The sequence below is a fragment of the Amycolatopsis sp. 505 genome, assembly GCF_031625235.1.
GTDB lineage: Bacteria > Actinomycetota > Actinomycetes > Mycobacteriales > Pseudonocardiaceae > Amycolatopsis.
In genome coordinates this window covers 1266421-1290310 of record NZ_JACKQP010000001.1, presented here as the reverse complement: position 1 = coordinate 1290310, position 23890 = coordinate 1266421, and the positions used below count along the sequence as shown (strand labels likewise).

Genomic DNA, 23890 nt, shown 5'->3' with positions numbered 1-23890 from the left:
GTCCATCGACGATAAACGATAAAGGGGAAGGGTGGAAGGTTCAGGACGTGGCGGGGACCAGCTCGGCGAGCAGGGCACGGACGCGGCGGTCGATCTCGTCGCGGATCGGGCGAACGTGCTCGACGGATTGGCCGGCGGGGTCGTCGAGCTGCCAGTCGAGGTAGCGCTTGCCGGGGAAGATCGGGCACGCGTCGCCGCAGCCCATGGTGATCACGACGTCGGCGGCTTCGACCGCGTCGGTCGTCAGCTTCTTCGGGACCTCCCGGGACAGGTCGAGCCCGATCTCGGCCATCGCCTCGCGCACGGCGGGGTTGATGCTGTCGGCGGGCGCGGAGCCGGCCGAGCGGACGTCGACCGCGCCGTCGGCGTGGTGCGCGAGCAGGGCAGCGGCCATCTGGGATCGGCCGGCGTTGTGCACGCAGACGAACAGAACTTCGGGCGTGCTCACGGGGTGGCCTCCACAGGGGTCGGGGTGAAGCGGCGGCGTAGCGCCAGGGACACGTACACGAGCGCGATGAGCACGGGCACCTCGATCAGCGGCCCGACGACCCCGGCCAGTGCCTGCCCGCTGGTCGCCCCGAACGTCGCGATCGCCACCGCGATGGCGAGTTCGAAATTGTTGCCCGCCGCGGTGAAAGCGAGGGTCGTGGTGCGCTCGTACGACAAACCAACGGCGCGACCGAACGCGTAGGACCCGGCCCACATCAGTCCGAAGTAGACCAGCAGGGGCACCGCGATCCGGACGACGTCCAGCGGCCGCGCGGTGATCTGCTCGCCCTGCAACGCGAAGAGAACCACGATGGTGAACAGCAGCCCGTAGAGCGCGGCCGGGCCGACCTTCGGCAGGAACCGCGTCTCGTACCAGGTGCGGCCTTTGGCGCGTTCGCCGAGACGGCGGGTGAGGTAGCCGGCCGCCAGCGGGATGCCGAGGAAGATCAGCACGCTTTTCGCGATCTGCCACCCGGACACGGCGAGGTCGGCTTGGGGCAGGCCGAGCCAGCCGGGGAGGACCGCGAGGTAGAACCAGCCGAGCAGGCCGAACGCGAGGACCTGGAACACCGAGTTCAGCGCGACCAGCACGGCAGCGGCTTCCCGGTCGCCGCACGCGAGGTCGTTCCAGATGATGACCATCGCGATGCAGCGGGCGAGGCCGACGATGATCAGCCCGGTCCGGTACTCCGGCAGATCGGGCAGCAGCAGCCAGGCGAGGGCGAACATCAGCGCCGGGCCGATCAGCCAGTTCAGCACCAGCGACGGCCACAGCAGCCGCCGGTCACGGGTGACCGTGCCGAGCCGGTCGTAGCGGACCTTCGCCAGGACCGGGTACATCATCACCAGCAGGCCGAACGCGATCGGCAGCGAGATCCCGTCGACCTGCACCGCGGACAACGCGGTGTTCAGGCCGGGGACCCAGCGGCCGGCCAGCAGGCCGGCGACCATCGCGGCGGCGATCCAGACGGGCAGGAGCCGGTCCAGGGTGGACAGCCTGCCGACCACCCCGGCGGGCGCGTCGGTCATGCCGGGACCGGGGTGTCGCCGGGGACGAGTACGGCCGACAGGCGGGCCAGCACCTCGGGGTGGACGCGGTAGTACACCCACGTCCCACGCCGTTCCCCGGTGATCAGCCCGGATTCGCGCAGCACCTTGAGGTGGTGGGAAATGGTCGGGCCGGTCAGGTCGAAGGCGTCGGTCAGGTCGCACACGCACGCTTCGCCGCCGGCGTGGGAGGCGATCAGCGACAGCAGCCGCAGGCGGACCGGGTCGGCCATCGCCTTGAACAGCTTGGACAGCTCGACGGCCTGGCTCTCGTTCAGTGGTTCGCGGGCGAGCGGTGAGCAGCAGGCGTCCATCGCGACGAGCGGCAGCTGTTTCGGCATATGTCTATCTTGACGAACTTCTAAGTAGAAGGCAATCTAAGCCGAGTTCCTGCTTCGACAAACGTCTATTCAAGGAGGATGCGATGTCACGGGTACAGCTCGCGCTGCGGGTCGGGGACCTCGAAGGCTCGATCGACTTCTACTCGAAGCTGTTCGGCACCGAGCCGGCCAAGCTCCGCCCCGGGTACGCCAACTTCGCCATCGCCGAACCGGCGCTCAAGCTCGTCCTCCTGGAGGGCGAGCCGGGGCAGGCGACGGTCATGGACCACCTGGGCGTCGAGGTCGAGTCGACCGACCAGGTCAGCGAGGCCAGCAAGCGTCTGACCGGCGAGGGGCTGGAGACGCTGACCGAGGACGACACCACCTGCTGCTACGCCGTGCAGGACAAGGTGTGGGTGCACGGCCCCGGCCAGGAGCCGTGGGAGGTCTACACCGTCAAGGCCGACTCCCGGACCTTCGGCACCGACAGCGCGGCTCTCGCCACCGCGGCCACGTGTTGCACCCCCGACGCGGAAACCGGCCAGGCCGAAAAGGTCACTCGGCCCGAAGGCTGCTGCTCCTGACCTGGCCGGCCGCCCAGGACGCCAACAGGGCCAGGCCGTCCGCGGACGGCGTGCCCGCGGGGGCGGTGTAGACGTTCAAGAGCAAGCCGGGCTCCGCCGGCAGTTCCAGCGACTCGACGTCCAGGTCGAGCCGGCCCACTACCGGGTGGTGCAGGCGCTTGCGTCCGGATCGGTGGAGCCGCACGTCCTGGGACGCCCACCGCCGCCGGAACAGTTCACTGCGGGTCGACAATTCGCCGACGAGGGCGATCAACTCCTCGTCGTGCGGATTGCGGCCGGCTTCCATGCGGAGCTTCGCGGCCACGTCGCGGGCGATTCGGTCGTAGTCGACGAAGAACGTCCTGGCCTCTTCGGGATCCAGGTACACGAAACGCGCGGTGTTCGGCGGTCGTCGCGTGTCGGTCAGCATCGGGGCGTACAGCGCGCGGGCGAGGTGATTCACGGCCAGGACGTCGTAACGGCCGTTGCAAATCCACGCCGGCGCATCGGTGATGGCGTCGAGAACCTGCTGAAGCGCCGGCCGCACCGTCGCGGTGGAGCGACGGGGAACTCCGGACCGCCGCGCGAGGTGGAACAGGTGATCGCGCTCGGCTTCGTCGAGCTGCAACGCTGAAGCCAACGCGTCGAGGACGCCGTCGGAGGCGCCGGCGAGGCCACCGCGCTCCATGCGCACGTAGTAGTCGACCGAGACCCCTGCCAGCAGAGCCACCTCTTCGCGACGCAGACCCTTGACCCGGCGGTTGCCGCCGTAAGCGGGCAGTCCGGCTCGCTCGGGCGTGATCCGGGCGCGGCGCGAGGTCAGGAATTCCTTGATCTCGGTGCGCAGATCGATCGGGGCCACCTCGTCACCGTAAGCCCCGTCCGCCGGCGGCGGGAGGTTCTGCCAGTACCCCCGATGCCTACGTGCCGGTTGCGGTCGTGGCGATGCCGCCGTCGACCGGGATGACGGTGCCCGTGAGGTAGGCCCCGGCCCGGCCGGCGAGGAACACGGCGATCCCCGCCATGTCGTCGTCACGGCCGAGCCGGCGCAGCGGCGCCTTCGCCGCGATCCGGTCGCCGATGGCATCGAGCGTGGACGCCATCATCTGCGACGGAAACGGTCCTGGGGCCACCGCGTTCACCGTGACGTGCTGGGGGCCCAGTTCCCTCGCCAGCACCCTGGTGAGCTGGTGGAGCCCCGCTTTGCTGCTGGCGTACGAGTAGTTCGGTGCCTCGGCGACGTGGATCGCGGCGATGCTGCCGATGTTGATGATCCGCGCGGGATCGTCGGCGGTGCCCGCCTTGCGAAGCGCCGGGAGCAGGGCCTGCACCAGCCAGAACGGCGCCTTGAGGTTGAGGTCGACGACGGTGTCCCAGGCCTCGCCCGGGAACGTCTCCAGCGGCTCGCGCCACATCGCTCCGGCGTTGTTGACGAGGATGTCCAGGCGTTCCGAGTCAACCTCGACGAGATCGGCGAGCCGCCGGCATTCGTCGTACCTGGACAGGTCGGCGGGGATCGCTCGGACGTCGCCGAATCCGGACAGCGCCTGCTGTGCCTCCGCGCACGCGTCCGCCTTGCGCGAGCTGATGACGACGCGGGCGCCCGCCTGCAGCAGGCCGCGCGCGATCATCAACCCGATGCCGCTGGTGCCGCCGGTGACGAGGGCGTGCTTCCCCTTCAGATCGAAGAGGCCCGCGTGAGTGGTGAACTGGTTTTCCGACATGGGATCCAGTTGACCGGCTTCCGGCACCGGCCGGGAGACCCTGGTGATCCAGGCACTGGGAGAGCCACCCGCGCTGTTCGCACCAGCAAATAGCTCGGTGTCGTTTCGGCAGGTCCGGCCTTAGCTTCGGGCGATGGCGAACGAACTGACCATTCCGCTCCTGCCCTGCCCTTCCATCGACGAGATCGCCTCCTTCTACGAGATGCTCGGCTTCGAGATCACCTATCGCCAGACGCGGCCGAACCCGCACGTCGCGGTGCGGCGCGAAGACCTCAACCTGCACTTCTTCGGGATGGACGGCTACGACCCCGCGCAGTCGTACAGCACTTGCCTGGTCATCGTCGAAGACACCAGCGAGCTGTTCGAGGCCTTCGCGGCGGGGATGCGGTCCGTGCACGGAAAACTGCTCGTCTCCGGCATCCCGCGGATGACCCGGCCGCGGCTGCGCAACGACCGGTACACCGGGTTCACCGTCGTCGACCCGGGTGGCAACTGGATCCGGATCAACAAGGCCGCCAAGGAACCCGAGGCGCGGACCAAGCTCGCCAAAGCGATGGAGAACGCCACCAGGCAGGCGGACGCGCGCGGCGACGAACGCCAGGGGTTGAAGATCCTGGAAGGCGCCTTGAAGCGGGCGACCGGTGACGAACCGGAGTTCCGGGCGGCGCAGGAGTACCGCGACGAGCTCGTCGAACGGATCAACGGGGTCTGAGCCACGTGGATACAGGTCAGCCCTGCCGGGAAGAGAAGTCCGGCAGGGCTGAGCGGTCACGGTCGGCGCGCCGCACGGTCGCCTCTCGGCGAGTGGCGCATCGCGGCTCCAGCCGTACGGAACTCCGCGAAGGCGATGAGTGAGGCCCGGGGGACACGGTGGGCTCACCGACCAATCCGTACAACAAGACCACCCGAGCCGGTATTTCCTACGGCGTGTGACGTGCGTTACCAGTGGTTCCACGTGGAACCACTGGCTGCCTGCCACCCGCCCGAAGCCGGTGCAGTAACATCGCGGGGTAAGGGAAGCAAGCTGAGAAGGGGGCTTCGGTGAAGAAGCTGCTGGCACTCGCCGTCATCGCGGGCGGCGTCCTGTTCGTCGTCAAGCGCAACAAGGCGGCCAAGGCCGAAGCCGACCTCTGGCGTGAGGCGACCGCGCCGGTGCCCTCCACCAACGGCACCACCCCGGCCAAGCCGGCCGGCGCTTCCCACAACTGATCTCCACCGCGGGCGAGCTGCCCGCGGTCCGGGGCTGTAGCTCAATTGGTAGAGCACCGCCTTTGCAAGGCGGGGGTCAGGGGTTCGATTCCCCTCAGCTCCACAACCCGAACGGCCCGCACCAGCGTGCGGGCCGTTTCCGTACCCGGATCAGGTCCGTGTCAGGTCGGTGTCAGGCCGTCCTTCGACAGTGGTTCCCATGACAGACCTGGCGATCACGGCCTCCGGACTGCGGAAGGCCTTTCAAGACAAAACCGTCCTCGACGGCGTGGACCTCGAAGTCGAGGCCGGCACCATCTTCGCCCTGCTCGGCCCGAACGGCGCCGGCAAGACCACGACCGTCAACGTCCTCACCACGCTCGCGAAGGCCGACGGCGGCACCGCCCGCGTCGCCGGGCACGACCTGGCCACCGAGGCCAAGGCCGTGCGGGCCGCGATCGGCGTCACCGGGCAGTTCGCCGCCGTCGACGAGCTGCTCACCGGGCAGGAAAACCTGCAGCTGATGGTCGACCTCAGCCGAGGCGCCGGCAAGCGGACCGTCAGCGAACTGCTCGAGCGCTTCGAACTCACCGAGGCGGCGCACAAACCCGCGTCGACCTACTCCGGGGGCATGCGCCGGAAGCTCGACCTCGCCATGACGCTCGTCGGCCGCCCGCGGATCATCTTCCTCGACGAGCCGACGACCGGTCTGGACCCGCGCAGCCGCCGGACCATGTGGACCATCATCCGCGACCTCGTCGCCGACGGCGTGACCATCTTCCTGACCACCCAGTACCTCGAAGAGGCCGACCAGCTCGCCGACCGCATCGCCGTGCTCGACCATGGCCGGCTCGTCGCCCAGGGCACCGCCGACGAACTCAAGCGCCGGATCCCCGGCACCCACGTCCGGCTGCGGTTCGCCACCCCCGCCGAGCTCGACGCGGCCGCGCGCGTCCTCACCGACGCCACCCGCGACGACGAGGCCCTGGCCCTGCGCTTTCCCAGTGACGGTGGCACGAAATCCCTCCGGTCCCTTTTGGACAGACTCGACGAATACGCGCTCAGCGCCGGAGAACTGTCCGTCCACACGCCCGATCTCGACGACGTCTTCCTCGCCCTGACGGGCCACGCCACGGAGGTTCCCGCGAAATGAACGCCCACTCGATCGTCATGCTGCGCCGCAACTTCAAGCACATCGCCCGGAACCCGATGTCGGTGTTCAACGCGATCCTGATGCCGGTCGTCGTCATGCTGATGTTCGTCTACATGTTCGGCGACGCCTTCAGCGTCGGCGTCAACTACGTCGACTACGCGACGCCCGGGCTGATGCTGCTCGCTGTCTGCTACGGGCTGGGAGCCACCGCCACGGCGGTGAACTCCGACATGACCAAGGGCATCATCAACCGCTTCAAGGTCATGGACGTCTCGCGCGGCGCAGTACTCACTGGCCACGTCGTCGCCAGCGTGCTGACCAACCTGATCGCCATCGCGGCCCTCCTCGGCGTCGCCTTCCTGCTCGGTTTCCGCCCGGCCGCGGGCTTTCTCGACTGGCTCGGCGCGTTCGGCGTCGTCGTCCTGCTCGGCTTCGCGACCGGCTGGCTCACGATCGCGCTGGGCCTGGCGGCGAAATCGCCGGAAACGGCGGGCCTGGCTTCGGTGCCGCTGGTCATGCTCCCGTTCTTCAGCAGCGCCATCGTGCCCGCCGAGAAGATGGGCCCCGGCCTCAAGCAGTTCGCCGAATACCAGCCCTTCACGCCGATCATCGAAACCCTGCGGGGCCTGCTCAACGGGACGCCGGCCACCGGCACCCTGCTCGCCGCGCTCGGCTGGTGCGCCGGGATCGCCGTCGTCGGTTACCTGTGGGCGTCGTCGACCTTCAAGAAGCGAGCGTGACCGCGGCCAGCTCCGGCCAGCTCGCTTCCGCCCCCGCCCGCGTCGCCTCGGTGAACCCCTCGTCACCGAGGCGACGCCGGGCTGTCTCCTCGATCCGGGCCACGTCCGGGTGCGAGCGGTCCGGCAGGCCCCGGACTCGCGCGCTCGCTCCCAGCAACCGCGCGGCCTGCTCGTCTTCCCCGGTGCGCAGCGCCAGATCCGAGATTCCGACGAGGGCCCGCGCGATCATCAGCGGATGTCCCGTCCGGGTCGCCGCTTCGAACGCCGCCGCCCGGTGCGCCCGGGATTCGCCGACGTCCTCGGCGAGGTACCCGAGCAGGTCTTCGGCCACCGCGCGGGCGATCGCGCGCTCGGCGTCGTCGCCCAACATCGTCTTGGCGACGTCGAGCTGGCGACGCGCTTGTCCGGTGTCGCCGTTCCAGCGCGCGAGTTCCGCCTTGGCCAGGGCGAGCTCGGCCTGCGCGTTCGGCCAGGCCACTCCCGCCGCGTGCCGCTGGGCCTCGGCGAGCGCAGCGGCGCTCGCCTTCTCGTCGCCCAGCAACCAGTACAGCTGGGCCTGCCGCGCCCGCATCCGCACGACGTCCTCGATGGCGCCGACCTCGGTGACCACGTCGATGGCCTGCTCGTAGTACTCGCACGCTTCCGCGAACTCGCCGCGCACGGTGATGCGGTCCGCCAGCTCGGTGAGGGCGAACGAGGTACCCCACCGTTCGCCGAGCGCGCGGAACTCGGCGACGGCCGTCTCGAGCAGCGTGTCCGCTTCCCGGTCACCGTGCCCGAACTGGACGCGCATCTTGCCCAGCTGCAGCCGGGCCACCGCGCGCACCCACGGGTCCTCGTCGGCGAGCAGCGGCTCGAACGCCGTCAGCGCCGCGTCCGGTCCGTGCAGCAGGCGCTCCAGCGCGGCGGCGAACCGCAGGGCCAGCGGCGGGTTTTCGACCTTCAGGCTGATCTCGTACGCCTTGCGGATCCAGTCCTCCGCCCGGTACTCGTCGCTCTGCTGCCCGGACGTCACGAACTGGACGACGAACGTGAAGACCAGGCCGCGGACCTCGGCCGGCACCTCGCCGGGCACGGCGGTGGCCGCCATGACCAGCTCGTTGCCCTCCGCCCGGTGCCCGGCCAGCCACCAGTACCAGCCGGCGGTCGCCGCGAGCCGCATCGCTTCGGCCGCCTCGCCCGCCGCGAGGGCGCCCCGCATCGCCGCGGTGATGTTCTCGTGCTCCGCCTCGAGCGTGGCGAGCCACGTCAGCTGCTCGGCGCGGCGCAGGTGCGGCTCCGCTGTCTCGGCGAGTTCCGTGAAGTACGCGAGGTGGGCGCGCCGGGCGACGTCCGTCTCGCCCGCCTCCGCGAGCCGCTGCCCGGCGTACTCCTTGATCGTGCCGAGCATCCGGTAGCGCTCGCCGACCACGACCACCAGCGACTTCTCGGTCAGCGCGGTCAGCAGGTCCAGGACGTCGTCGTCGCCGCAGACCCGCTCGGCCGCCTCCAGGCTCGCGCCGCCGGAGAACACCGAGAGCCGGCGCAGCACGACGCGTTCGGCGTCGGAGAGCAGCTCCCAGCTCCAGTCGATCACCGCGCGCAGTGTCCGGTGCCGCGGCAGCGCCGTCCGGCTGCCGCCGGTCAGCAGGCGGAACCGATCGTCGAGCCGGTGCGCGAGCTGGTCGAGCGACATCGTGCGCAGGCGGGCCGCGGCGAGTTCGATGGCCAGCGGCATCCCGTCCAGTGCGCGGCAGACGCGGGCCAGCGTGCGGGCGTCCGCCGTGAGGTCCTTGCGCACCGCGCCGGCCCGGTCCCGCAGCAGCCGGACGGCCGGGGCGGCCTCGATTTCGGCGGGGTCCGCGTCCTCCGCGGGCAGGACCAGGGGCGCGACCTGCCACAACGCCTCCCCGGTGATGCCGAGCGGCTCGCGGCTCGTCGCGAGGATCCGCAGCCGGCGGCACTCGCCGAGCACCCGGTGCGCGAACGCCGCCGCGGCCTCGATGACGTGCTCGCAGTTGTCCAGGATCAGCAGCATCGAGCGCTCGCGCAGGGCGGCGATGACCCGGTCCGTCGGTTCGGCGTCCGGTGCCTCGCCGACGAGCGCGTCCCGCAGCTTGAGCGCGCCGAGCGTCGCCTGGGCGACGTCGTCGCCGGCGCCGATCCCCGCCAGCTCGACCAGCCACGCGCCGTCCGGCAGGTCGCCGAGCAGCGTGCGCGCGGTTTCCGTGGCCTGCCTGGTCTTCCCGGAACCGCCCGGCCCGATCAGGGTGGTCAGCCGGTGCCCGGCGATGAGCTCCCGGACCGCGGCGACGTCGGTGTCCTTGCCGACGTAGCTGGTCAGCTCGGCCCGCAGGTTCGTCTTCGGGCTCTCTTCCCGACGGCCGAGCTCGCCGCGCAACAGCGCGACGTGCACCTCGGACAGCTCCGGCGAGGGGTCGACGCCGAGGGAGTCGGCCAGGGTCTCCCGCGTGCGCTCGTACGCGAGCAGCGCCTCGGTGTCGCGGCCGCTCGCGACGAGGGCCCGCATCAACGCGGCGACCAGCCGTTCCCGCATCGGGTTCGCGGCCACCAGGTCGGTCAGCTCGGTGACGAGCTCCGGGCCGACCTCGCCGTCGAACCGGTCCTCCAGTGCGGCTAGGCGCAGCCCTTCGAGCCGGGTGACGGCGGCGCCGAAGGCCGCGCTTTCCGGCAGCTCGACGTCCTGCATGGCCGGACCGCGCCAGAGGGCGAGTGCCTCGCGCAGCCGCCGCGGGTCCGTGTGGGCTTGGCCGACGAGCCGTTCGAACCGCACGGCGTCGACATCGTCCGGGGCCACCACCAGCCGGTAGCCGGTCGGCCTGCTGTCGACCGCCCCCTCCGGCAGCGCCTTCCGCAGCCGGGAAACCAGGCGCTGCAACGCGTTCGGCGCCTCGGCGGGCGGCTGCTCGCCCCAGATCCAGTCGACGAGCGTCGCCTTCGGGACCACCTGGCCCGGCTCGAGCGCGAGGGCGACCAGCAGTCCCCGCAGGCGGGCGCCCGGCACCTCGGCGAGCACGCCGTCGTCCGTGCGCACTTCGAAGGGCCCCAGGATCCCGATCTGCACCCGGCCGATCTTGCCACGAACGCCGGTGTCCGAAGCGTGTCAGGCCCGTGTCAGCCCGCTCGGCGATCGTCGTCGGTACCCACCGCGAAAGGAAACCCGATGAGCCAGCACGGACTCCCCATGGACCGCGACGCCGGCCCCTTCGATCCGCCTAGCGCGCTCACCCGGCTGCGCGACACGCGCCCGGTCAGCCCGCTGGTGTTCCCCGACGGGCACGAGGGCTGGCTCGTCACCGGCTACGAAGAGGTCCGGCAGATGATGGCCGACACGCGGTTCAGCTCCCGGCTGGACCTCGACGTCATCCACGTGCCGTACGAGACCGGCATGCCCGCCGCCACCGAGCCGTCGCCGCAGCTGCCGGGCATGTTCATCGCGATGGACCCGCCGGACCACAGCCGGCTGCGCCGCAAGCTCACCGGCGCCTTCACCGTCAAGCGGATGAAGCAGCTGGAGGAGCACATCGCCGACGTCGTCGAGCGTCAGCTGGACCACCTGGCGAAGCTGGCCCCGCCGGTCGACCTGGTCAAGGAGTTCGCGCTCCCGGTGCCGTCGCTGGTGATCTGCGAGCTGCTCGGCGTGCCCTACGCGGACCGCGAGACGTTCCAGGCCAACTCCGCGCAGTTCATGGTTCGCGAGCAGACGCTCGAGGAGAAGATGGGCGCGTACATCGCGCTGAACACCTACCTCTCCGAGCTGGTCACGAGCAAGCGCGCGGAGCCGGGCGAGGACATCCTGTCGGATCTGGCCCGCCACGACGACCTGACCATCGAAGAGCTGACGGGCGCGGCGTTCCTGCTGCTCCTCGCGGGCCACGAGACGACGGCCAACATGCTGTCCCTGGGCACGTTCGCGCTGCTGGAACACCCCGGGCAGCGCGCCGAACTGAGCGCCGACGCGGACCTGCTGCCCGGCGCCGTGGAGGAACTGCTGCGGTACCTGTCGGTGGCCGACATCTTCTTCCGCTACGCCACCGAGGACCTCGAGCTGGGCGGCGAAACGATCACCAAGGGCTCGACGGTCGTGGTCTCGCTCCTGGCCGCCAACCACGACCCCCGCCGCTTCGAAAACCCGGACACGCTCGACATCCACCGCAACGCCCGCGGCCTCCTGTCCTTCGGCCACGGCGTGCACCAGTGCCTCGGCCAGCAGCTGGCCCGCATCGAGATGCGCGCGGGCTTCGAGGGGTTGCTGCGCCGCTTCCCGACGTTGGCGCTGGCTGTCCCGGCCGAGGAGGTGAAGCTGCGCACGGACATGAACATCTACGGCGTCCACGAGCTGCCGGTCACGTGGACCGCAGGAAGCTGAGCACCGCGTCCCTCCCCGCGTGGCCGCGTTCGCGGTTCTGGATCGAATGCGACTCGCCCGGCACGATCACCAGGCGGCCGTGCGGGGCCTGGGCCGCTTCCTCGCGGGCCCACTCCAACGGCGTCGACAGGTCGCGGTCGCCGTTGAGCAGCAGGACCGGGACGTCCGGGAGCCGCGAAGCCGGGTTCGAGCCCGGGTGTTCCGCCGGCCACGGCAAACAACTCTGGATGAACCCCTGCTGCGTCGCCACTCCGGTCGTGTACGGCCAGGTTGCCGACTCCGGGAGCGCGTGGGAAGCCAGTGACAGCAACGGACGGCGGAGCGCGAGCGGGGTCGCCGCGGAGCCCCACGGGAAGCGGCCGTCCGCGCACAGCGTGGCCGCGTGGAGACCCGCGCTGAACGCCGCCGGGTCGTCGCCGCCGGACTTGTACGCCTCCAGCAGGCCGTCCAAGCGCGCCGGGGCGCCGCCGCGGGCTTCGTGCAGGGCGCCGATGATGTCGCCCGCCGCCGGGTTGCGGTAGGACGGGTCCGCGAACTCGTACGACACCACCGTGTCGAAGATCCTTACGCCGTCCGCCGTGCTTCGGTGGCGGACCACCCACGCCAGGTCCTCGGCCGGGTCGTAGCCGCAGGCCGGGGCCACCGCGCACGCCTCGCGCAGCACGCGTGCCTCCGCCGTCATGCCCGTCAGGTACAGCGACGCCGAGGCGGAGGCGTGGTGCGGCAGCACCGAATCGAGGATGACCTTGCTGACGTGGTCCGGGTGCGCGATCGCGTACCGCGCCGCCGTGAACGAGCCGTACGAGACGCCGTCGACGACCAGCTTCGGCACGCCCAGTGCCTGCCGGAGCTGGTCGAAGTCCGCCACGCTCTGGTCGGTCGAATACAGCGGTGCCGTGTCGCCGAGGATGCGCGCGCACTCCTGCACCGCGCCGGCCGACGGCGTCGCGATGTCCGAACTGCCCATCTCCGCCTGGAGGCCGGGACACCGCAGCGCGCCCGACGGCCCGGTGCCGCGCTGGTCGAGCATGACGATCCGGTAGTCCCGCGCGACTTCCGGCAGCCGCTGCTGCGCGATCCGCGTGATGGTCCCGACGCCGCCCTGACCGGGGCCGCCGGTGAGGAACAGCAGGACACCCTTGGGCGCGTCCGCGTTGTCCGCGGTCGCCACGGGCAGGTCGAGCGTGCCCGGCACGCGGCCGGTGCGGTCGAGCGGGACGGTCAGGGTCGAGCACGTGAAACCCGGCTGGCCCGGGCACGGGTGCGGATCCGTCAGCTTCGGTCGTCCCCCAGGACGCGCGTCGGCCGCGGCCACACCCCCGAGTGCGGCGGTCAGTGCCAGGACCAGCCCGGCGGTCAGCATCTTCGAGCGCATGCCTGCATCATGCGCACACCGGCGCGGAACCCGCATACCCCCGATCAGGGCTTGACGCAGGAGACCTTCGCCCGCACCGCACCCGCGGGAGCGGCCTCGCCCGCGGTGTTCGGGGCGTTGTCGCGGCGGTTGCCGTCGGACTGCGTGACGCACAGGCGGCCGTCCGGCAGCAGCACCGGGCTGGTCGGGAACTCCAGCGGCCCGCCGTTGCGCAGCTTCGACGTCGCGTCGGCGGGGTTGCGGAAGTACTCCACCACGCGGCCGTCGCGGCGGGCCAGGACGATCGCGTTGCGCTCGTTCACCGCTGTCCAGACGCCGCCCGCGCGGTCGAGGACGATGCCGTCGGCGCCTTCGAGGTACGGGTGCTGCACGTCGACGTGGTCCAGGCACAACGTGTCCGGCGGAAAAGCGGTGTCGCAGCCGGTCGCGGCGCGCGGGCGGCCCGTGCGGTCCATCGGCACGCGCCAGAGCGCGCCCCGGGCCGTGTCCGCGACCAGCAGCGTGCCGTCCGCGGTGAAGGCCAGGCCGTTCGCGACGATGTGCTGCGAGCCCGCGGTGTCCGCCGCCGTGCGGCCGTTCGGCGTGATCGTCACCGTCCCCGGCGGCAGGCCGCGCACGTCCCGGCCGATCCCGCCGGCGAGCACGTCGCTGACCATCGGCTGCACCCGGAACTGCTCGGCGGCCACGCCGTCCGCGCCCGCGCGCCAGACCCGGCCCTGCCCGGTGCCGCCGTCGGAGATCCACAGCGCACCCGAGGCGTCGAAGGCCAGGCCGTTCGCGCCGGGGACACCCGCGGTGAACACCGTCGCGGACGGCGGGTTCGCCGCGTCCGGCACGAACGACACCACGGTGTCGCCGTTCGCCACGTACAGCCGGCCACGACGGTCGAACGCGAGCCCGGCCGGGTTGCACGGCCCCGGGATCGTGCCGACGACGGCCGCGGGACCGCCGGCCGCGGCGACCCGGTGGACCGGGCAGGGATCGGCACCGCGCGCCGGCGTGTAGAGGTTGCCCCGCCCGTCGGTGGTCAAGCCCTCCAGGCCGAGCGGCGACGCGAACACCGTCTCGAAGACGGCGGGGTGCCGCGGTGGGGCGGCTTCACCCGCGGAAGCGCCGGACAGCAACCCGGCGGACAGGGCGGCGGTGGCGGCGAGGACGACGGTCCGGCGCATCGGAACCTCCGTTTTGTCGGATTCCTCCCTACGCCGCCGCGCCCGGCCCGTCAAGGCCAGAGACGCTCGCGGACCCAGCCGCCGCCGGACTTCCGGTACCGCAGCCGCACGTGCCGGCGGTCGTGACTGGCCTGCCAGAACTCGACCTCGTCCGGGTCCACCAGGTACCGCGTCCAGGTCTCCGGGGCCACGCCCGGGTTCTCCTCGACCCAGCGTTCGGCCTCGGCGGCCGCCGCGTCGAGGTCCGCCGGGTCGGGCAGCACCTGCGACTGGTGCCCGATGAACGCCTCGACGCGGGACGCCGGCGGCCGGGCCAGGAAGTCCGCCGCGGACACCTCGGGCGCGGCGGGGGAGACCGGGCCGCGCAGCCGGACCTGCCGGCCGCGGCCGGGCCAGAAGAACGTCAACGCCGCGCGCGGGTCCTTGCGCAGCTGCTGGCCCTTCGGGCTTTCCGAGCTGGTCGCGACCGCCCAGCCGCCGGGGCCGACGTCCTTGAGGATGACCACCCGGGCGTCCGGCGCGCCGTCGGCATCCACAGTGGACAGCGTGACGGCGTGCGGCGCCAGCACGCGCTCGCCGGCCTCGGTCAGCCACTCGAGGAACAACGCCTGCGGGTCCGGTGGCGCCGTCTCCGGCGTGAACCCGGGAAGCTCTTCGGGGAACGACGGCCAGCCGCGCAACTGCACCATGTCAGTAACCGTACGGACCCTGCTGGGGAGCGTGCCCCGGCGGTGGGTAGACCGGCGGCTGCGGACCGGCCGGGCCGGCGTACGGCGGAGGCGGCACCTGCGGTGCCGGCGGGGGCATCGGGTGCTGCGGTTGCTGCTGGGCCTGCTGCCACTGCAGCTGCTGGTAGACCTCGGCGGGCTGCGGGAAGCAGTACGTCAGCTTGGCGTTGACCGAACCCTGGACCGCGGCGCCCCAGAACTTGCCGCCGACGAACGCGTACATCTGCCCGGCCGAGAGGTCCACCGCGACCATCCGCGTCTCGCCGCCGAACTGGTTGCCCGACTTCGCCGACGCGGCCTGCGCGGCGTCCGGGTACACGCGGCCGCCGACCAGCCCGGCGATGACGACGGACGCCGCCGTCCAGCCCATGGTGCCGACCAGGTTCGCGCGGGCGTGCTGGGTGGCGCGGCCGGTGAAGTCGTAGAGTGCGGCCGCGCTGACCTCGGGAACGGCCGCGGCGACCACGCAGTAGTTCATCGTCGAGAGCATCACCGACTCGGTGAACAGCCCGACGACGGCCGTGGCCGGGCCGATCTGCACGGTGTTCAGCCGGCCGCCGGCCCGCTGGATGCGCTCGGCCATCGCGCCGAGGTACTGCTCCGGGGTGAGCACCGGGCCATCGTCGCACGGCCGGGCGTCAGGCCGTCGTCAGCCAGCGGTTTTCACACATGCTTCGTGGTTGACTGTCGGCGCTATGCGACGACTCGTACTTCTCGCGCCCGCCGTGGCCCTGCTGGCCGGCTGCAGCGCCACCATCGTGACCGGCACCGCGACGCCCAGCACGCCGACGGCGGCCGCGAACTCGAGCAACGCCGGCGGCCTGCCCCCGGACCCCGAACCGGGCGCGACGGAGGACTGCCCGTACCTCGGCAGCGAGTTCGTGGCCGAGTCGAACGGCCAGCACGTCTCGAAGGTGCGCGTGTCCGCCGACCAGCCGCACCCGGCGTGCTTCTTCTATCGCCCGGACGGGAAGGTCCAGCTCACCGTCCGGGTGTACGTCGGGGACGCGAAGACGGCGACGGCGCTGGTCAACAAGGCGGCGCCGCTAGACTCGTCCAACCCGGCGAGCGACCCGTCCGGCTGGAAGGGGGGCTATTTGTCGTCCGACGACGGTGCCGTCTACGCGGTCGCGAAGGGCGGCACGGCGGTCATCGCGACCACGAACCAGAAGCAAAGCGTCAAGGCACGCACAGTGGTCAAGAAGGCTATCGCTGCCCTGAAGCTCTAGGTAGCGACCTCCACACGGGTGAGTGATGTTGATCTTGTATTACCCTGTGCGTCACGCGCAGGCTTCGTGGACTCGCGCACCGCAGCCACCGGGGACCCCCACCCCGGGGCGGGGCACCAACTCTGCAAGGACAAAGGACAAGATTCGTGGCTGACACCCTCAAGGAAATCCTGCTCGACTCCAGCCGTCGCCCGGCTGTCGTTTCCGACTTCGAGACCCTCGTGGACGCCGAGGTCTCGGACAAGGGCGGCGTTTCGGGTGCCGTCGTCAAGACCGGCTTCGCCGCGGTCAAGAAGATCAAGCCGGGCATCATCCCCTCGGCCGTCGACACGCTGCTGCCGGACTTCGCCACCGCGCTCGAGCCGTTCTACGGCGACTACCGCGCCAAGGGCGGCAACGACTTCGGCGCCTACCTGACCAGCCGCTCGGACGAGGCTTCCGACGCGCTGCTGAGCGTCACCGACTCGCGCGCGGAGAAGAGCAGCCGCGACAGCATCAAAAAGGTCTACTCGAAGCTGCGCCCGAACGGCAAGAAGAACGTCGAGGAGGCGCTGCCGCGTCTCGGCCAGCTGATCGACAAGCACGCCGCTGCCGTCTGATCGGTTTCCAGGCACGACTGAAGAGGCCCCCGGCTGCACCACCGGGGGCCTCTTCGCGTCTGGTTCAGTTCTTCTTCTCGGCGGGCGCCGCGGACGGCGCCTTGCCGTTCGCCTGCGGGGCCGGCTTCGCCGCTTCGGCGGGCTTCGGCGCAGGCGGGGTGGCCTTCGGCGGCGCGGGCGCGACCGGCGGCTCCTGCTTCGAGCGCAGGGCGTAGGCGGCACCGGCGCCGACCACGACCAGGCCCAGCAGCCACGGCCACTTGCGGCGGCTGCGGGTGCCCTTGGCGGCCGACTTGGCCTCGGACAGAGCGGCGTAGAAGTCCTTCTTCGCCGCCTTGAAGTCCTTCTTGCCGCGGCGCTTCGACTCGCCGGCCGCCTTCGCGGCCTTGATGGCGGCCTTCTTCGCCTTGCGACCCGGCTTGCGCAGCTCGGACAGGCGCGCGAGCGCCTCCTGGCGAGCGGCCTTCGAGCTCTTCTTGAGCTCCTTGCGGGTCAGTTCCGTCTTCTTCGCGAGCTTCTTCTGCGCGCGCCGCCCCTGCTTGACACCCTCGGTGACGAGTTTGTCGGCGGTCTCGACGGCCTGGGCTGTCGCCCGGGACATGGGCTTCACCTCATCATTCGTTTTGACACTGCTCTGTTACCCGTAACCTATCGTGCCCCTTTTCCGCGCCGCCCGCCCGCAGATGGCACGATGGCTCCCGTGAAAGCTACGCTGCACACCAACCAGGGTGACATCCACCTCAACCTGCTCCCCGACCACGCGCCGAAGACGGTCGCGAACTTCGTCGGGCTGGCGGAAGGCACCAAGGAGTACACCCAGCCCAACGCGGCGGGCACGAACTCCGGGCCCTTCTACGACGGTTCGATCTTCCACCGGGTGATCGACGGCTTCATGCTGCAGGGCGGCGACCCGACCGGCACCGGCCGCGGCGGCCCCGGCTACAAGTTCGGCGACGAATTCCACCCGGAGCTGCAGTTCAGCAAGCCGTACCTGCTGGCCATGGCCAACGCCGGGCCCGGCACGAACGGCTCGCAGTTCTTCATCACCGTCGCGCCGACCACCCACCTGAACTTCCGCCACACGATCTTCGGCGAGGTGGCCGACCAGGAGTCGCGCAACGTCGTCGACGCGATCGCCCGGACGGCGACCGGCCCGGCGGACCGCCCGCTGACCGACATCGTGATCGAAAAGGTCAGCATCGAGCACTGACGGTTTCTTCGCGGCGGTTTCGGTAGGTTGGTGACATCGTGAACCAACCGCCGAACCCCGCCGCCGAACAAGCCGCGCTGCCCGGGTGCTGGTGGCACCCCAACCGCCCGACCGGACTGAGCTGTTCCCGGTGCGGGCGTCCGGCGTGCCCGGATTGCCTCCGCGAAGCCCCCGTCGGCTTCCAGTGCACCGACTGCGTCCACACCGGCAGCCAGCAGCAGCGCCGTCAGCACCGCGGCTACCAGGAGGCCGGGTTCGGCCAGCGCACCGTCTTCGGCGCGCGGCTCTCGCAGTCGGTGCTCGTCACCCAGGTCATCCTCGCGGTGAACGTCCTGGTCTTCCTGGCCACGGTGGTCCAGGCGAAGAGCCTCGACGACAACGACCTGTCGTCGCTCTTCCAGCACGGCGCCCTCTACGGCGACGCGACCATGGGCCACGGCGAGTGGTGGCGCGTCCTGACCAACGGGTTCCTGCACTACGGGCCGATCCACATCGCGGTCAACATGTTCTCGCTGTGGATGATGGGCCGGTCGCTCGAGCAGGTGACCGGCCGCGGCCGCTACCTCGCGCTTTACTTCGTTTCCATGCTCGGCGCGTCCACGGCCGTGCTGCTGTTCGGCGACCCGGCCGGCTTCCCCGGCACGGCGGGCGCGTCCGGCGCGCTGTTCGGCCTGATGGGCGCGTACGGCGTCACGGTGGTGAAGCTGCGCCTGAACCCCACGGGCCTGATCATCACGCTCGCGCTGAACGCGTTCATCACCTTCGGCATCCCGGGCATCTCGATCTTCGGGCACCTCGGAGGGCTGGTGACCGGCGCGCTGGTCACCGTCGCGCTGCTCTACGCGCCGCAGGTCAAGCAGGCGCAGTGGCAGGCGATCGGCATCGGGATCATCGTCGTCGCGCTGCTCGGCCTGCTGGTCTACCGCGGTGCACAGGCGGCCCCCACGACCTGTGACTTCGTCCAATACCGCGAGGGCCTCTACTACACCTGCCGTTAGCTGCGCAGGGTGCTGAGGACGTCCAGGACGTCCCGCGGGTCTTCGCCGAGGTCGAGCCACCCGAAGACGTACAGCTGCTGGTCGTGCTCGACTTCGAGCGTGACACCGTCGCGGCCCATCCGCCGGGTGGTGCGGAGCCGGGTGCGCGTCTGCGCCCACGGCAGCCGGTGCGTGCCGCCGAGCGTCCGGGCCACCAGGCCCTCGGCGTCGGCGGCCAGCCGGGGCCGGACGAAGGTCGCGTGAGCCGCGAACGCGCCGACCGCGACGGCCGCCAGCGCGAACAGCACCAGCCCGCCGCGGTCGCCGGTCAGCGCGTCGGTCACCACGCCGGCCAGCAGCAACGCGGTGACCACCCAGGCCGATACCACAACGGCCTGACGGGGCGCCCAGGAGGTGGGGTAGTTATCCACAGGGGTTATCCACACTGGGGATGAGTCACACCGCTGTAATTCGACGTCAAGCCGCCGATCGGAGTAATAATCAGCGCCAGCGCATAGTCATGAGCAGACCCGCGATCATCAGCGCGAACCCGCCGGCGAAGTTCCAGTTGCCCAGGTCGGCCATCCAGGAGATCTTGTCCCCGGCGATGTAGTTGACCAGCAGCCAGACCAGGCCCAGGATCATCAACCCGAACATCGGGATCTTCCAGGCGAGGCCGGTGGGGCCGGCGGCCCGCACCTTCACCGGCGTGCGCCGGTCGGCGGGCGGGGTGTACGCCGTCTTCTTGCGGACCTTGGACTTGGGCATCGTGTGTTCCTCGCGGTGCTCTTCGGGCTCGTCTGGTGGCGACGTCCCGCTGAGGGTGCGCAACCGGCGCCACGTGCACACGTTAACGTAAACGACCGCAGGAAAGCAGCGGCCAGGAGTGGTCGGATTTCCCGGACCGTGACAACGGCGTCACCCAGGGTTCGACGCGGCTTGAGAGGAGCTTGCGTGGCTACGCGCGAAGGACCGGACGACGACCGGCGCAGACACCCCGGACACGGTCAACCCACGCCCCAACGCCGTCCCGCCACGCCCCCGCGCGGCCAGGTGCCGCCCCGGCCGCCCCAGCGCGGTCCCCAGGGCCAGCCGCCCCGGCGGCCGCAGGGCCCGCCGCCCCGCCGCTACACCAGCCCGCCCCCGCCGCCCGGCGCCAACGACGAGACGATCGTCTTCGCCCCGGTCGGGAAGGGCGGCGCCGCGACCAAGGAGAAGCCCGCCGCGGCCCCGCTCGGCAAGAGCGGCGTCGCGATCCGGACCGCCGGCGAAGTCCTCATCACGCTGGGCCTGGTCGTGCTGCTGTTCATGGTCTACGAGCTGTACGTGACCGACCTGTTCTCGGCGGGCAAGCAGTCCGAGGCGAGCGACCAGCTCGACGGCGAGTGGGCGCACGACCGCACGCTGCACCCCGAGCTGATCGACGGCAAGGCGTTCGCCCGCATCCACATCCCCAGCTTCGGCGTCGACTACAACTTCACCATCCAGGAGGGCACCGACGACGCCGCCCTCGAAGTCGGCCCCGGCCACTACAAGGGCACGGCGCTGCCCGGCGAGCCCGGCAACTTCGCCGTGGCCGGCCACCGCGTCGGCAAGGGCGCCCCGTTCAACGACCTGGACAACCTCTCCTCCTGTGACCAGATCGTGATCGAGACCTCCACCGACTTCTACATCTACAAGGTCCTGCCCTACGACGACGAGATGAAGGACTGGGCCGGCGGCAAGGGCGCCGACCCCAAGTGCAAGGGCGTCTCGACCCTGCGCGACGGAGGTGCCGAAGACGGCGGCGCGTACAGCGAGACGTTCGGCCGCAAGGTCGTGCTGCCCAGCCAGGGCACCGCGGTGAACCCGGTGCCGTACAAGGGCGCCGACGTGCTCCCGAAGGCCCAGCAGGCCGCGCTCCTCACGCTCACCACCTGCCACCCCCAGTTCTCCGCCCGCGAGCGGCTCATCATCACCTCGGTGCTGACCCAGCAGGTGCCGAAGAACCAGGTCAAGGACTACGGCGACCTGCTCTCGAAGATCGGGGAGGCCTGATGTACGCCTGGATCTGGCGGAAGCTGCCGGGCCCGTTCGCGGCGAAGCTGACGCTCGCGGTCGTGCTGGTGCTCGGCGTGATCGCGCTGCTGATGTTCGTGGTGTTCCCGTGGCTGGAGCCACGCCTGTGGTTCAACGAGGTCGCGGTCAACTGAGCCGGAACCCGCCGGGCGCGCGATCCGTTGCCCTTCTCGGGAGAGGGGCCGCGATGAGGACACGTCAGAAGGACCGCCACAACCCGCCGCCGGAAGACCCGTGGAACGAGGTCGGGCCGCGGCTGTGGATGGGCGGGCACATCCGGGTCGGCGCCGACGGCGAGGAGCCGGTCGTCGTCCGGCGCGAGTTCGACCTCGTGCTGAGCCTGTACCAGCGCGAGGGCCACGGACCGGCGCCCGGCATCGAACACCACTTCGCCGAGATGCCGGACGGGCCGCTGACCGAGGCGCAGCTCGCCGACGTCGAACGGTTCGCGGCACTGGCGGCCGAGGCGGTCCGCGCCGGCCGGCTGACGCTGGTGCGCTGCCACGCCGGGCTCAACCGGTCCGGGCTGGTGGTCGCCCAGGCGCTCGTCGAGCTCGGTCTCGGGGTCCCGGCGGCGATCGAGCGGGTCTGGCAGCGGCGCTCGCCGTCGGCGTTGAGCAACCGGCTCTTCGTGCAGTACCTCGAGAGCGGGCTGCCGACCGCGCGCCTGCTCGCCGGGCTGGACGCTTGAGGTTCGGCGTCTGGTCGCCGAGCACCACTTCCTGCCCTACGGTGTCTGCCCGTCCGCGATCACCCTCGCCGCGCACGTGCCCTGCCGGGCTGGGTCGGCGATGCGGCCTACTGCGTCCGGACGCTGGAAACTCCGGCGCACCCGCGTCTCCCACGTGCTCAGGGAAGCGCCGGGTACGCCGGAGGGCGCCTCTAGCAGTCCCGCAGTTCCGGGCTCTGGTTGAGCAGCTGGCCGCGCGGGGAGACGAACGCGCGGTAGCGGGCACCGTCCACTTCGGACTGACGGAACACGGCGACCCGGTGGCAGTTCTGGAACGCCAGCTTGACGCCGAAGTGGCGCTCGAGGCCGCCGCGGATGGCGTCGGAGGCCAGGGCGCGCAGCAGCTGCCCGCGGGCGGCCTCGCTCGGCGGCGGTGTCTCGTTGTCGGCGAAACCGTCCGCCGCGCCCTCGGCGTCGGCGATGACGCCGGTGATGACCTCCCAGGCGTACGGCAGGGATTCCTTGACGCAGGTGACGAACTCGGCGTCGGTGACCTCCCCGCGCTCGGCCTTCTCCAGCAACGCGGGTGACACGTCCAGGGACATCGAACCTCCAGTTTGAGCAGGGCCACCCTCTTGGCTACCGGCCGGGTGGCCCGGCCACAAGAGAAAACGATGATCATCACCACTTTGGCGGAAGGCTCACTCCCAGCGGAACAACCGGGCCGCCAGCGCCGTCCCGAGCACCGCGAAAGCGGCGAGTGCGGCCAGCTGCAGCGGCTGCACGCCGGTGCCCACCCAGGCGTCCTGCAGCGGCTGCGAGCCCGGCGGCACGTAGTCGCCGATCCGCTGCAGCACGGCCGGCATCAGCGGCCGCGGCAGGTACACGCCGCCGAAGAACATGATCGGGATGAACAGGATCATCGCCAGCGCCCCGGCGCTCTTGGCCGTGCTCGCGATCGACGCCGTGATCAGGCCGAGCGAGAACGTCGAGACCACGCCGAGCAGCAGCGTCAGCAGGAACACCAGCGGGTGCTTCGGCAGCGGGACGTCGTAAGCGATGTCGGCCGCGCCGAGCAGGAGCGCGATGCCGGCCAACGCCACCGCGACGTGGATCGCCAGCTGCGCCACCAGCAGGTTCGCCGGGTGCACCGGGGTCGTGGCCAGCCGGCGCAGCACGCCCTGCTCGCGGTAGGTCGCGACGGCGGCCGGGATCGACTGCAGCGCCAGCATCGCCAGGGCGATCACCACCAGCGACGGCACCCACGCGTCGATGAACCGGTACCCGCCCGCCTTCTCGCTGGGCTCGGTCATGCCCGGGATCGCGCCGATCGCGAGCAGCAGGACCGTCGGCAGCAGGACGCCGGCGATCGCCATGAACGGCGACCGGAGGAAGACCTTCGCCTCGGTCGCGGTGATCTTGGTGAAGGTGCTCATCGGGCGCTCCTGGTCAGCGAGACGAACGCATCGTCCAAAGTGGAGGCTCCGGCCGTGGCGCGGAGCTCGGTCGGGGTGCCGGTGGCGACCACGCGCCCGGCGTCGAAGATCGCCACGCGGTCGCAGAGCCGCTCGGCTTCGTCCATGAAGTGGGTGACGAGCAGGACCGTGACACCGGCGGCGCGCACGCCTTCGACGAGCTGCCACGTTTCGCGGCGGGCGTGCGGGTCGAGCCCGGTGGTCAGCTCGTCGAGGATCGCCAGCTCCGGCTGCCCCACCAGGGCCAAGGCGATCGAGACGCGCTGCTTCTGACCGCCGGACAGCTTCCCGAAGTAGCTCCGGGCGTGGTCGCGGAGGCCGAGCTGGTCGAGCAGCACGTCGATGTCGGCCGGCTCGGGGTAGAAGGACGCGAACAGCTCCAGGGCTTCCCGCACCCGCAGCTTCGCGGGCAGCCGGCTTTCCTGCAGCTGGACGCCGACGCGGCGGGTGAGGGCGAGGTGGTCGGTCGCCGGGTCGAGGCCGAGCACGGAGATCGTGCCGCCGTCGGCCCGGCGGAGACCCTGGAGGCATTCGACGGTGGTGGTCTTCCCGGCGCCGTTCGTGCCGAGGATGCCGAAGATTTCGCCGCGCTCGACGGTGAACGAAACGCCGTCGACCGCGACCCGGGTGCCGTAGCGCTTGCGGAGATCGGTGACTTCGATGAGTGGCATGGCTCCGAAACTACGAACCGGGAGCCGTCGGGGTAATGACGCTGAATCCCCAGCTCAGGTAGCGTTTTGCTGAAGCGGGGGTGGGGCTGGGCCCACCCCGTTCGGGGGGCTTCGGGCAGTGCGGTGCGCGGGC

The 23890-nt window shown here is 71.0% G+C and carries 29 protein-coding genes and 1 tRNA gene; 14 read left to right on the top strand and 16 right to left on the bottom strand.

The genetic code is table 11. From position 1 onward, the window contains the following. Positions 1 to 40: 40 nt before the first annotated feature. The 3 genes from H5965_RS06300 to H5965_RS06290 are packed head-to-tail and all read right to left on the bottom strand — an operon-like array spanning position 41 to position 1877. Positions 41 to 448, bottom strand: a complete 408-nt coding sequence (locus H5965_RS06300) for an arsenate reductase ArsC (RefSeq protein WP_310968336.1) — start codon at positions 446 to 448, stop codon at positions 41 to 43. Then, positions 445 to 1518, bottom strand: a complete 1074-nt coding sequence (gene arsB / locus H5965_RS06295; RefSeq protein WP_310968335.1) for an ACR3 family arsenite efflux transporter — start codon at positions 1516 to 1518, stop codon at positions 445 to 447. Before arsB ends, H5965_RS06300 begins: the two co-directional genes overlap by 4 nt. Then, positions 1515 to 1877 (bottom strand): metalloregulator ArsR/SmtB family transcription factor, encoded by a 363-nt coding sequence (locus H5965_RS06290; protein ID WP_310968334.1) that lies wholly within the window; start codon positions 1875 to 1877, stop codon positions 1515 to 1517. The genes arsB and H5965_RS06290 overlap by 4 nt, the downstream gene beginning before the upstream one ends. Positions 1878 to 1960: 83 nt before the next feature. Between H5965_RS06290 and H5965_RS06285 the strand changes: the two genes are divergently transcribed. Then, on the top strand, positions 1961 to 2440 hold the full coding sequence (locus H5965_RS06285) for an ArsI/CadI family heavy metal resistance metalloenzyme (RefSeq protein ID WP_310968333.1): 480 nt from the start codon (positions 1961 to 1963) through the stop codon (positions 2438 to 2440). Here the strand turns inward: H5965_RS06285 and H5965_RS06280 are convergent. Continuing rightward, on the bottom strand, positions 2412 to 3281 hold the full coding sequence (locus H5965_RS06280) for a helix-turn-helix transcriptional regulator (RefSeq protein ID WP_310968332.1): 870 nt from the start codon (positions 3279 to 3281) through the stop codon (positions 2412 to 2414). The genes H5965_RS06285 and H5965_RS06280 overlap by 29 nt on opposite strands. A gap of 58 nt (positions 3282 to 3339) precedes the next feature. Further along, positions 3340 to 4143 carry an SDR family oxidoreductase gene (locus tag H5965_RS06275; RefSeq protein WP_310968331.1) on the bottom strand — a complete coding sequence of 268 codons (804 nt, stop codon included), beginning with the start codon at positions 4141 to 4143 and terminating at the stop codon, positions 3340 to 3342. Between the two features lie 133 nt (positions 4144 to 4276). Between H5965_RS06275 and H5965_RS06270 the strand changes: the two genes are divergently transcribed. From H5965_RS06270 to H5965_RS06250, 5 genes are all read left to right on the top strand, one after another. Continuing rightward, entirely contained in the window at positions 4277 to 4855 is a 579-nt protein-coding gene (locus H5965_RS06270; RefSeq protein ID WP_310968330.1) for a hypothetical protein, read from the top strand. A 329-nt stretch (positions 4856 to 5184) separates the two neighbouring features. Beyond that, positions 5185 to 5352 (top strand): DLW-39 family protein, encoded by a 168-nt coding sequence (locus tag H5965_RS06265; protein WP_003100602.1) that lies wholly within the window; start codon positions 5185 to 5187, stop codon positions 5350 to 5352. A 30-nt stretch (positions 5353 to 5382) separates the two neighbouring features. Then, positions 5383 to 5455, top strand: a tRNA-Ala gene (locus tag H5965_RS06260). Between the two features lie 96 nt (positions 5456 to 5551). Beyond that, entirely contained in the window at positions 5552 to 6484 is a 933-nt protein-coding gene (locus H5965_RS06255; RefSeq protein ID WP_310968329.1) for an ATP-binding cassette domain-containing protein, read from the top strand. After that, entirely contained in the window at positions 6481 to 7224 is a 744-nt protein-coding gene (locus H5965_RS06250; RefSeq protein ID WP_310968328.1) for an ABC transporter permease, read from the top strand. Before H5965_RS06255 ends, H5965_RS06250 begins: the two co-directional genes overlap by 4 nt. On the opposite strand, the gene H5965_RS06245 is transcribed toward H5965_RS06250, so the two are convergent. Next, positions 7208 to 10288, bottom strand: a complete 3081-nt coding sequence (locus H5965_RS06245) for a BTAD domain-containing putative transcriptional regulator (protein WP_310968327.1) — start codon at positions 10286 to 10288, stop codon at positions 7208 to 7210. The two genes, H5965_RS06250 and H5965_RS06245, sit on opposite strands and share 17 nt — an antisense overlap. 99 nt (positions 10289 to 10387) lie before the next feature. Between H5965_RS06245 and H5965_RS06240 the strand changes: the two genes are divergently transcribed. Next, positions 10388 to 11593, top strand: coding sequence for a cytochrome P450 (locus tag H5965_RS06240; RefSeq protein WP_310968326.1), 1206 nt, complete (start codon positions 10388 to 10390; stop codon positions 11591 to 11593). Here the strand turns inward: H5965_RS06240 and H5965_RS06235 are convergent. From H5965_RS06235 to H5965_RS06220, 4 genes are read right to left on the bottom strand one after another with little or no spacing between them, the layout of a single operon-like run. Further along, positions 11571 to 12968, bottom strand: coding sequence for an alpha/beta fold hydrolase (locus tag H5965_RS06235; RefSeq protein WP_310968325.1), 1398 nt, complete (start codon positions 12966 to 12968; stop codon positions 11571 to 11573). The two genes, H5965_RS06240 and H5965_RS06235, sit on opposite strands and share 23 nt — an antisense overlap. 44 nt (positions 12969 to 13012) lie before the next feature. Next, positions 13013 to 14140, bottom strand: a complete 1128-nt coding sequence (locus H5965_RS06230; protein WP_310968324.1) for an SMP-30/gluconolactonase/LRE family protein — start codon at positions 14138 to 14140, stop codon at positions 13013 to 13015. Between the two features lie 50 nt (positions 14141 to 14190). Further along, a complete protein-coding gene (locus tag H5965_RS06225) occupies positions 14191 to 14829 on the bottom strand; it encodes a pyridoxal 5'-phosphate synthase (RefSeq protein WP_310968323.1) in 639 nt (212 codons plus the stop codon). A 1-nt stretch (position 14830) separates the two neighbouring features. Continuing rightward, entirely contained in the window at positions 14831 to 15481 is a 651-nt protein-coding gene (locus H5965_RS06220; protein ID WP_310968322.1) for a hypothetical protein, read from the bottom strand. A gap of 82 nt (positions 15482 to 15563) precedes the next feature. Between H5965_RS06220 and H5965_RS06215 the strand changes: the two genes are divergently transcribed. Next, positions 15564 to 16097 (top strand): DUF2020 domain-containing protein, encoded by a 534-nt coding sequence (locus H5965_RS06215; protein ID WP_310968321.1) that lies wholly within the window; start codon positions 15564 to 15566, stop codon positions 16095 to 16097. 146 nt (positions 16098 to 16243) lie between these two features. Beyond that, positions 16244 to 16696, top strand: a complete 453-nt coding sequence (locus H5965_RS06210; protein WP_310968320.1) for a DUF6918 family protein — start codon at positions 16244 to 16246, stop codon at positions 16694 to 16696. Between the two features lie 64 nt (positions 16697 to 16760). Here H5965_RS06210 and H5965_RS06205 read toward each other — a convergent pair whose 3' ends face one another. Continuing rightward, positions 16761 to 17297 (bottom strand): hypothetical protein, encoded by a 537-nt coding sequence (locus tag H5965_RS06205; protein ID WP_310968319.1) that lies wholly within the window; start codon positions 17295 to 17297, stop codon positions 16761 to 16763. Positions 17298 to 17387: 90 nt separating this feature from the next. On the opposite strand from H5965_RS06205, the gene H5965_RS06200 reads away from it, so the two are divergent. Together H5965_RS06200 and H5965_RS06195 are read left to right on the top strand one after the other, a co-directional pair. After that, on the top strand, positions 17388 to 17906 hold the full coding sequence (locus tag H5965_RS06200) for a peptidylprolyl isomerase (protein WP_310968318.1): 519 nt from the start codon (positions 17388 to 17390) through the stop codon (positions 17904 to 17906). Between the two features lie 38 nt (positions 17907 to 17944). Next, positions 17945 to 18904 carry a rhomboid family intramembrane serine protease gene (locus tag H5965_RS06195; RefSeq protein WP_310968317.1) on the top strand — a complete coding sequence of 320 codons (960 nt, stop codon included), beginning with the start codon at positions 17945 to 17947 and terminating at the stop codon, positions 18902 to 18904. On the opposite strand, the gene H5965_RS06190 is transcribed toward H5965_RS06195, so the two are convergent. Continuing rightward, positions 18901 to 19257, bottom strand: coding sequence for a PH domain-containing protein (locus tag H5965_RS06190; protein ID WP_310968316.1), 357 nt, complete (start codon positions 19255 to 19257; stop codon positions 18901 to 18903). The genes H5965_RS06195 and H5965_RS06190 overlap by 4 nt on opposite strands. Before the next feature lie 127 nt (positions 19258 to 19384). Next, entirely contained in the window at positions 19385 to 19651 is a 267-nt protein-coding gene (crgA, locus tag H5965_RS06185) for a cell division protein CrgA (protein ID WP_176173814.1), read from the bottom strand. A gap of 186 nt (positions 19652 to 19837) precedes the next feature. On the opposite strand from crgA, the gene H5965_RS06180 reads away from it, so the two are divergent. Genes H5965_RS06180 through H5965_RS06170 form a run of 3 tightly spaced genes read left to right on the top strand, consistent with a single transcriptional unit; the run spans position 19838 to position 21632 of the window. Continuing rightward, positions 19838 to 20920: a class E sortase gene (locus tag H5965_RS06180; RefSeq protein ID WP_396136862.1), complete on the top strand. Its 1083-nt coding sequence runs from the start codon at positions 19838 to 19840 to the stop codon at positions 20918 to 20920. Further along, on the top strand, positions 20920 to 21075 hold the full coding sequence (locus tag H5965_RS06175; RefSeq protein WP_310968315.1) for a hypothetical protein: 156 nt from the start codon (positions 20920 to 20922) through the stop codon (positions 21073 to 21075). The genes H5965_RS06180 and H5965_RS06175 overlap by 1 nt, the downstream gene beginning before the upstream one ends. 53 nt (positions 21076 to 21128) lie before the next feature. Next, entirely contained in the window at positions 21129 to 21632 is a 504-nt protein-coding gene (locus H5965_RS06170; RefSeq protein ID WP_310968314.1) for a protein phosphatase, read from the top strand. A gap of 191 nt (positions 21633 to 21823) precedes the next feature. Here H5965_RS06170 and H5965_RS06165 read toward each other — a convergent pair whose 3' ends face one another. From H5965_RS06165 to H5965_RS06155, 3 genes are all read right to left on the bottom strand, one after another. Next, positions 21824 to 22216 carry an SCO5389 family protein gene (locus H5965_RS06165; protein ID WP_310968313.1) on the bottom strand — a complete coding sequence of 131 codons (393 nt, stop codon included), beginning with the start codon at positions 22214 to 22216 and terminating at the stop codon, positions 21824 to 21826. Between the two features lie 96 nt (positions 22217 to 22312). Continuing rightward, complete coding sequence (locus tag H5965_RS06160; protein WP_310968312.1) at positions 22313 to 23047, bottom strand: ABC transporter permease; 735 nt, start codon at positions 23045 to 23047, stop codon at positions 22313 to 22315. Next, entirely contained in the window at positions 23044 to 23757 is a 714-nt protein-coding gene (locus H5965_RS06155; RefSeq protein WP_310968311.1) for an ABC transporter ATP-binding protein, read from the bottom strand. Before H5965_RS06155 ends, H5965_RS06160 begins: the two co-directional genes overlap by 4 nt. Between the last annotated feature and the right edge of the window lie 133 nt (positions 23758 to 23890).

What these genes read in the sequence shown, in the direction of transcription:
- H5965_RS06255 (WP_310968329.1), top strand. Translation starts at nt 5,552, where the DNA reads ATGACAGACCTGGCGATCACGGCCTCCGGACTGCGGAAGGCCTTTCAA.
- H5965_RS06170 (WP_310968314.1), top strand. Translation starts at nt 21,129, where the DNA reads ATGAGGACACGTCAGAAGGACCGCCACAACCCGCCGCCGGAAGACCCG.
- H5965_RS06240 (WP_310968326.1), top strand. Translation starts at nt 10,388, where the DNA reads ATGAGCCAGCACGGACTCCCCATGGACCGCGACGCCGGCCCCTTCGAT.
- H5965_RS06235 (WP_310968325.1), bottom strand. Translation starts at nt 12,968, where the DNA reads ATGCGCTCGAAGATGCTGACCGCCGGGCTGGTCCTGGCACTGACCGCC.
- H5965_RS06250 (WP_310968328.1), top strand. Translation starts at nt 6,481, where the DNA reads ATGAACGCCCACTCGATCGTCATGCTGCGCCGCAACTTCAAGCACATC.
- H5965_RS06275 (WP_310968331.1), bottom strand. Translation starts at nt 4,143, where the DNA reads ATGTCGGAAAACCAGTTCACCACTCACGCGGGCCTCTTCGATCTGAAG.
- H5965_RS06270 (WP_310968330.1), top strand. Translation starts at nt 4,277, where the DNA reads ATGGCGAACGAACTGACCATTCCGCTCCTGCCCTGCCCTTCCATCGAC.
- H5965_RS06215 (WP_310968321.1), top strand. Translation starts at nt 15,564, where the DNA reads ATGCGACGACTCGTACTTCTCGCGCCCGCCGTGGCCCTGCTGGCCGGC.
- H5965_RS06285 (WP_310968333.1), top strand. Translation starts at nt 1,961, where the DNA reads ATGTCACGGGTACAGCTCGCGCTGCGGGTCGGGGACCTCGAAGGCTCG.
- H5965_RS06290 (WP_310968334.1), bottom strand. Translation starts at nt 1,877, where the DNA reads ATGCCGAAACAGCTGCCGCTCGTCGCGATGGACGCCTGCTGCTCACCG.
- arsB (WP_310968335.1), bottom strand. Translation starts at nt 1,518, where the DNA reads ATGACCGACGCGCCCGCCGGGGTGGTCGGCAGGCTGTCCACCCTGGAC.
- crgA (WP_176173814.1), bottom strand. Translation starts at nt 19,651, where the DNA reads ATGCCCAAGTCCAAGGTCCGCAAGAAGACGGCGTACACCCCGCCCGCC.
- H5965_RS06175 (WP_310968315.1), top strand. Translation starts at nt 20,920, where the DNA reads ATGTACGCCTGGATCTGGCGGAAGCTGCCGGGCCCGTTCGCGGCGAAG.
- H5965_RS06155 (WP_310968311.1), bottom strand. Translation starts at nt 23,757, where the DNA reads ATGCCACTCATCGAAGTCACCGATCTCCGCAAGCGCTACGGCACCCGG.
- H5965_RS06160 (WP_310968312.1), bottom strand. Translation starts at nt 23,047, where the DNA reads ATGAGCACCTTCACCAAGATCACCGCGACCGAGGCGAAGGTCTTCCTC.
- H5965_RS06165 (WP_310968313.1), bottom strand. Translation starts at nt 22,216, where the DNA reads ATGTCCCTGGACGTGTCACCCGCGTTGCTGGAGAAGGCCGAGCGCGGG.
- H5965_RS06205 (WP_310968319.1), bottom strand. Translation starts at nt 17,297, where the DNA reads ATGTCCCGGGCGACAGCCCAGGCCGTCGAGACCGCCGACAAACTCGTC.
- H5965_RS06225 (WP_310968323.1), bottom strand. Translation starts at nt 14,829, where the DNA reads ATGGTGCAGTTGCGCGGCTGGCCGTCGTTCCCCGAAGAGCTTCCCGGG.
- H5965_RS06230 (WP_310968324.1), bottom strand. Translation starts at nt 14,140, where the DNA reads ATGCGCCGGACCGTCGTCCTCGCCGCCACCGCCGCCCTGTCCGCCGGG.
- H5965_RS06200 (WP_310968318.1), top strand. Translation starts at nt 17,388, where the DNA reads ATGGCTCCCGTGAAAGCTACGCTGCACACCAACCAGGGTGACATCCAC.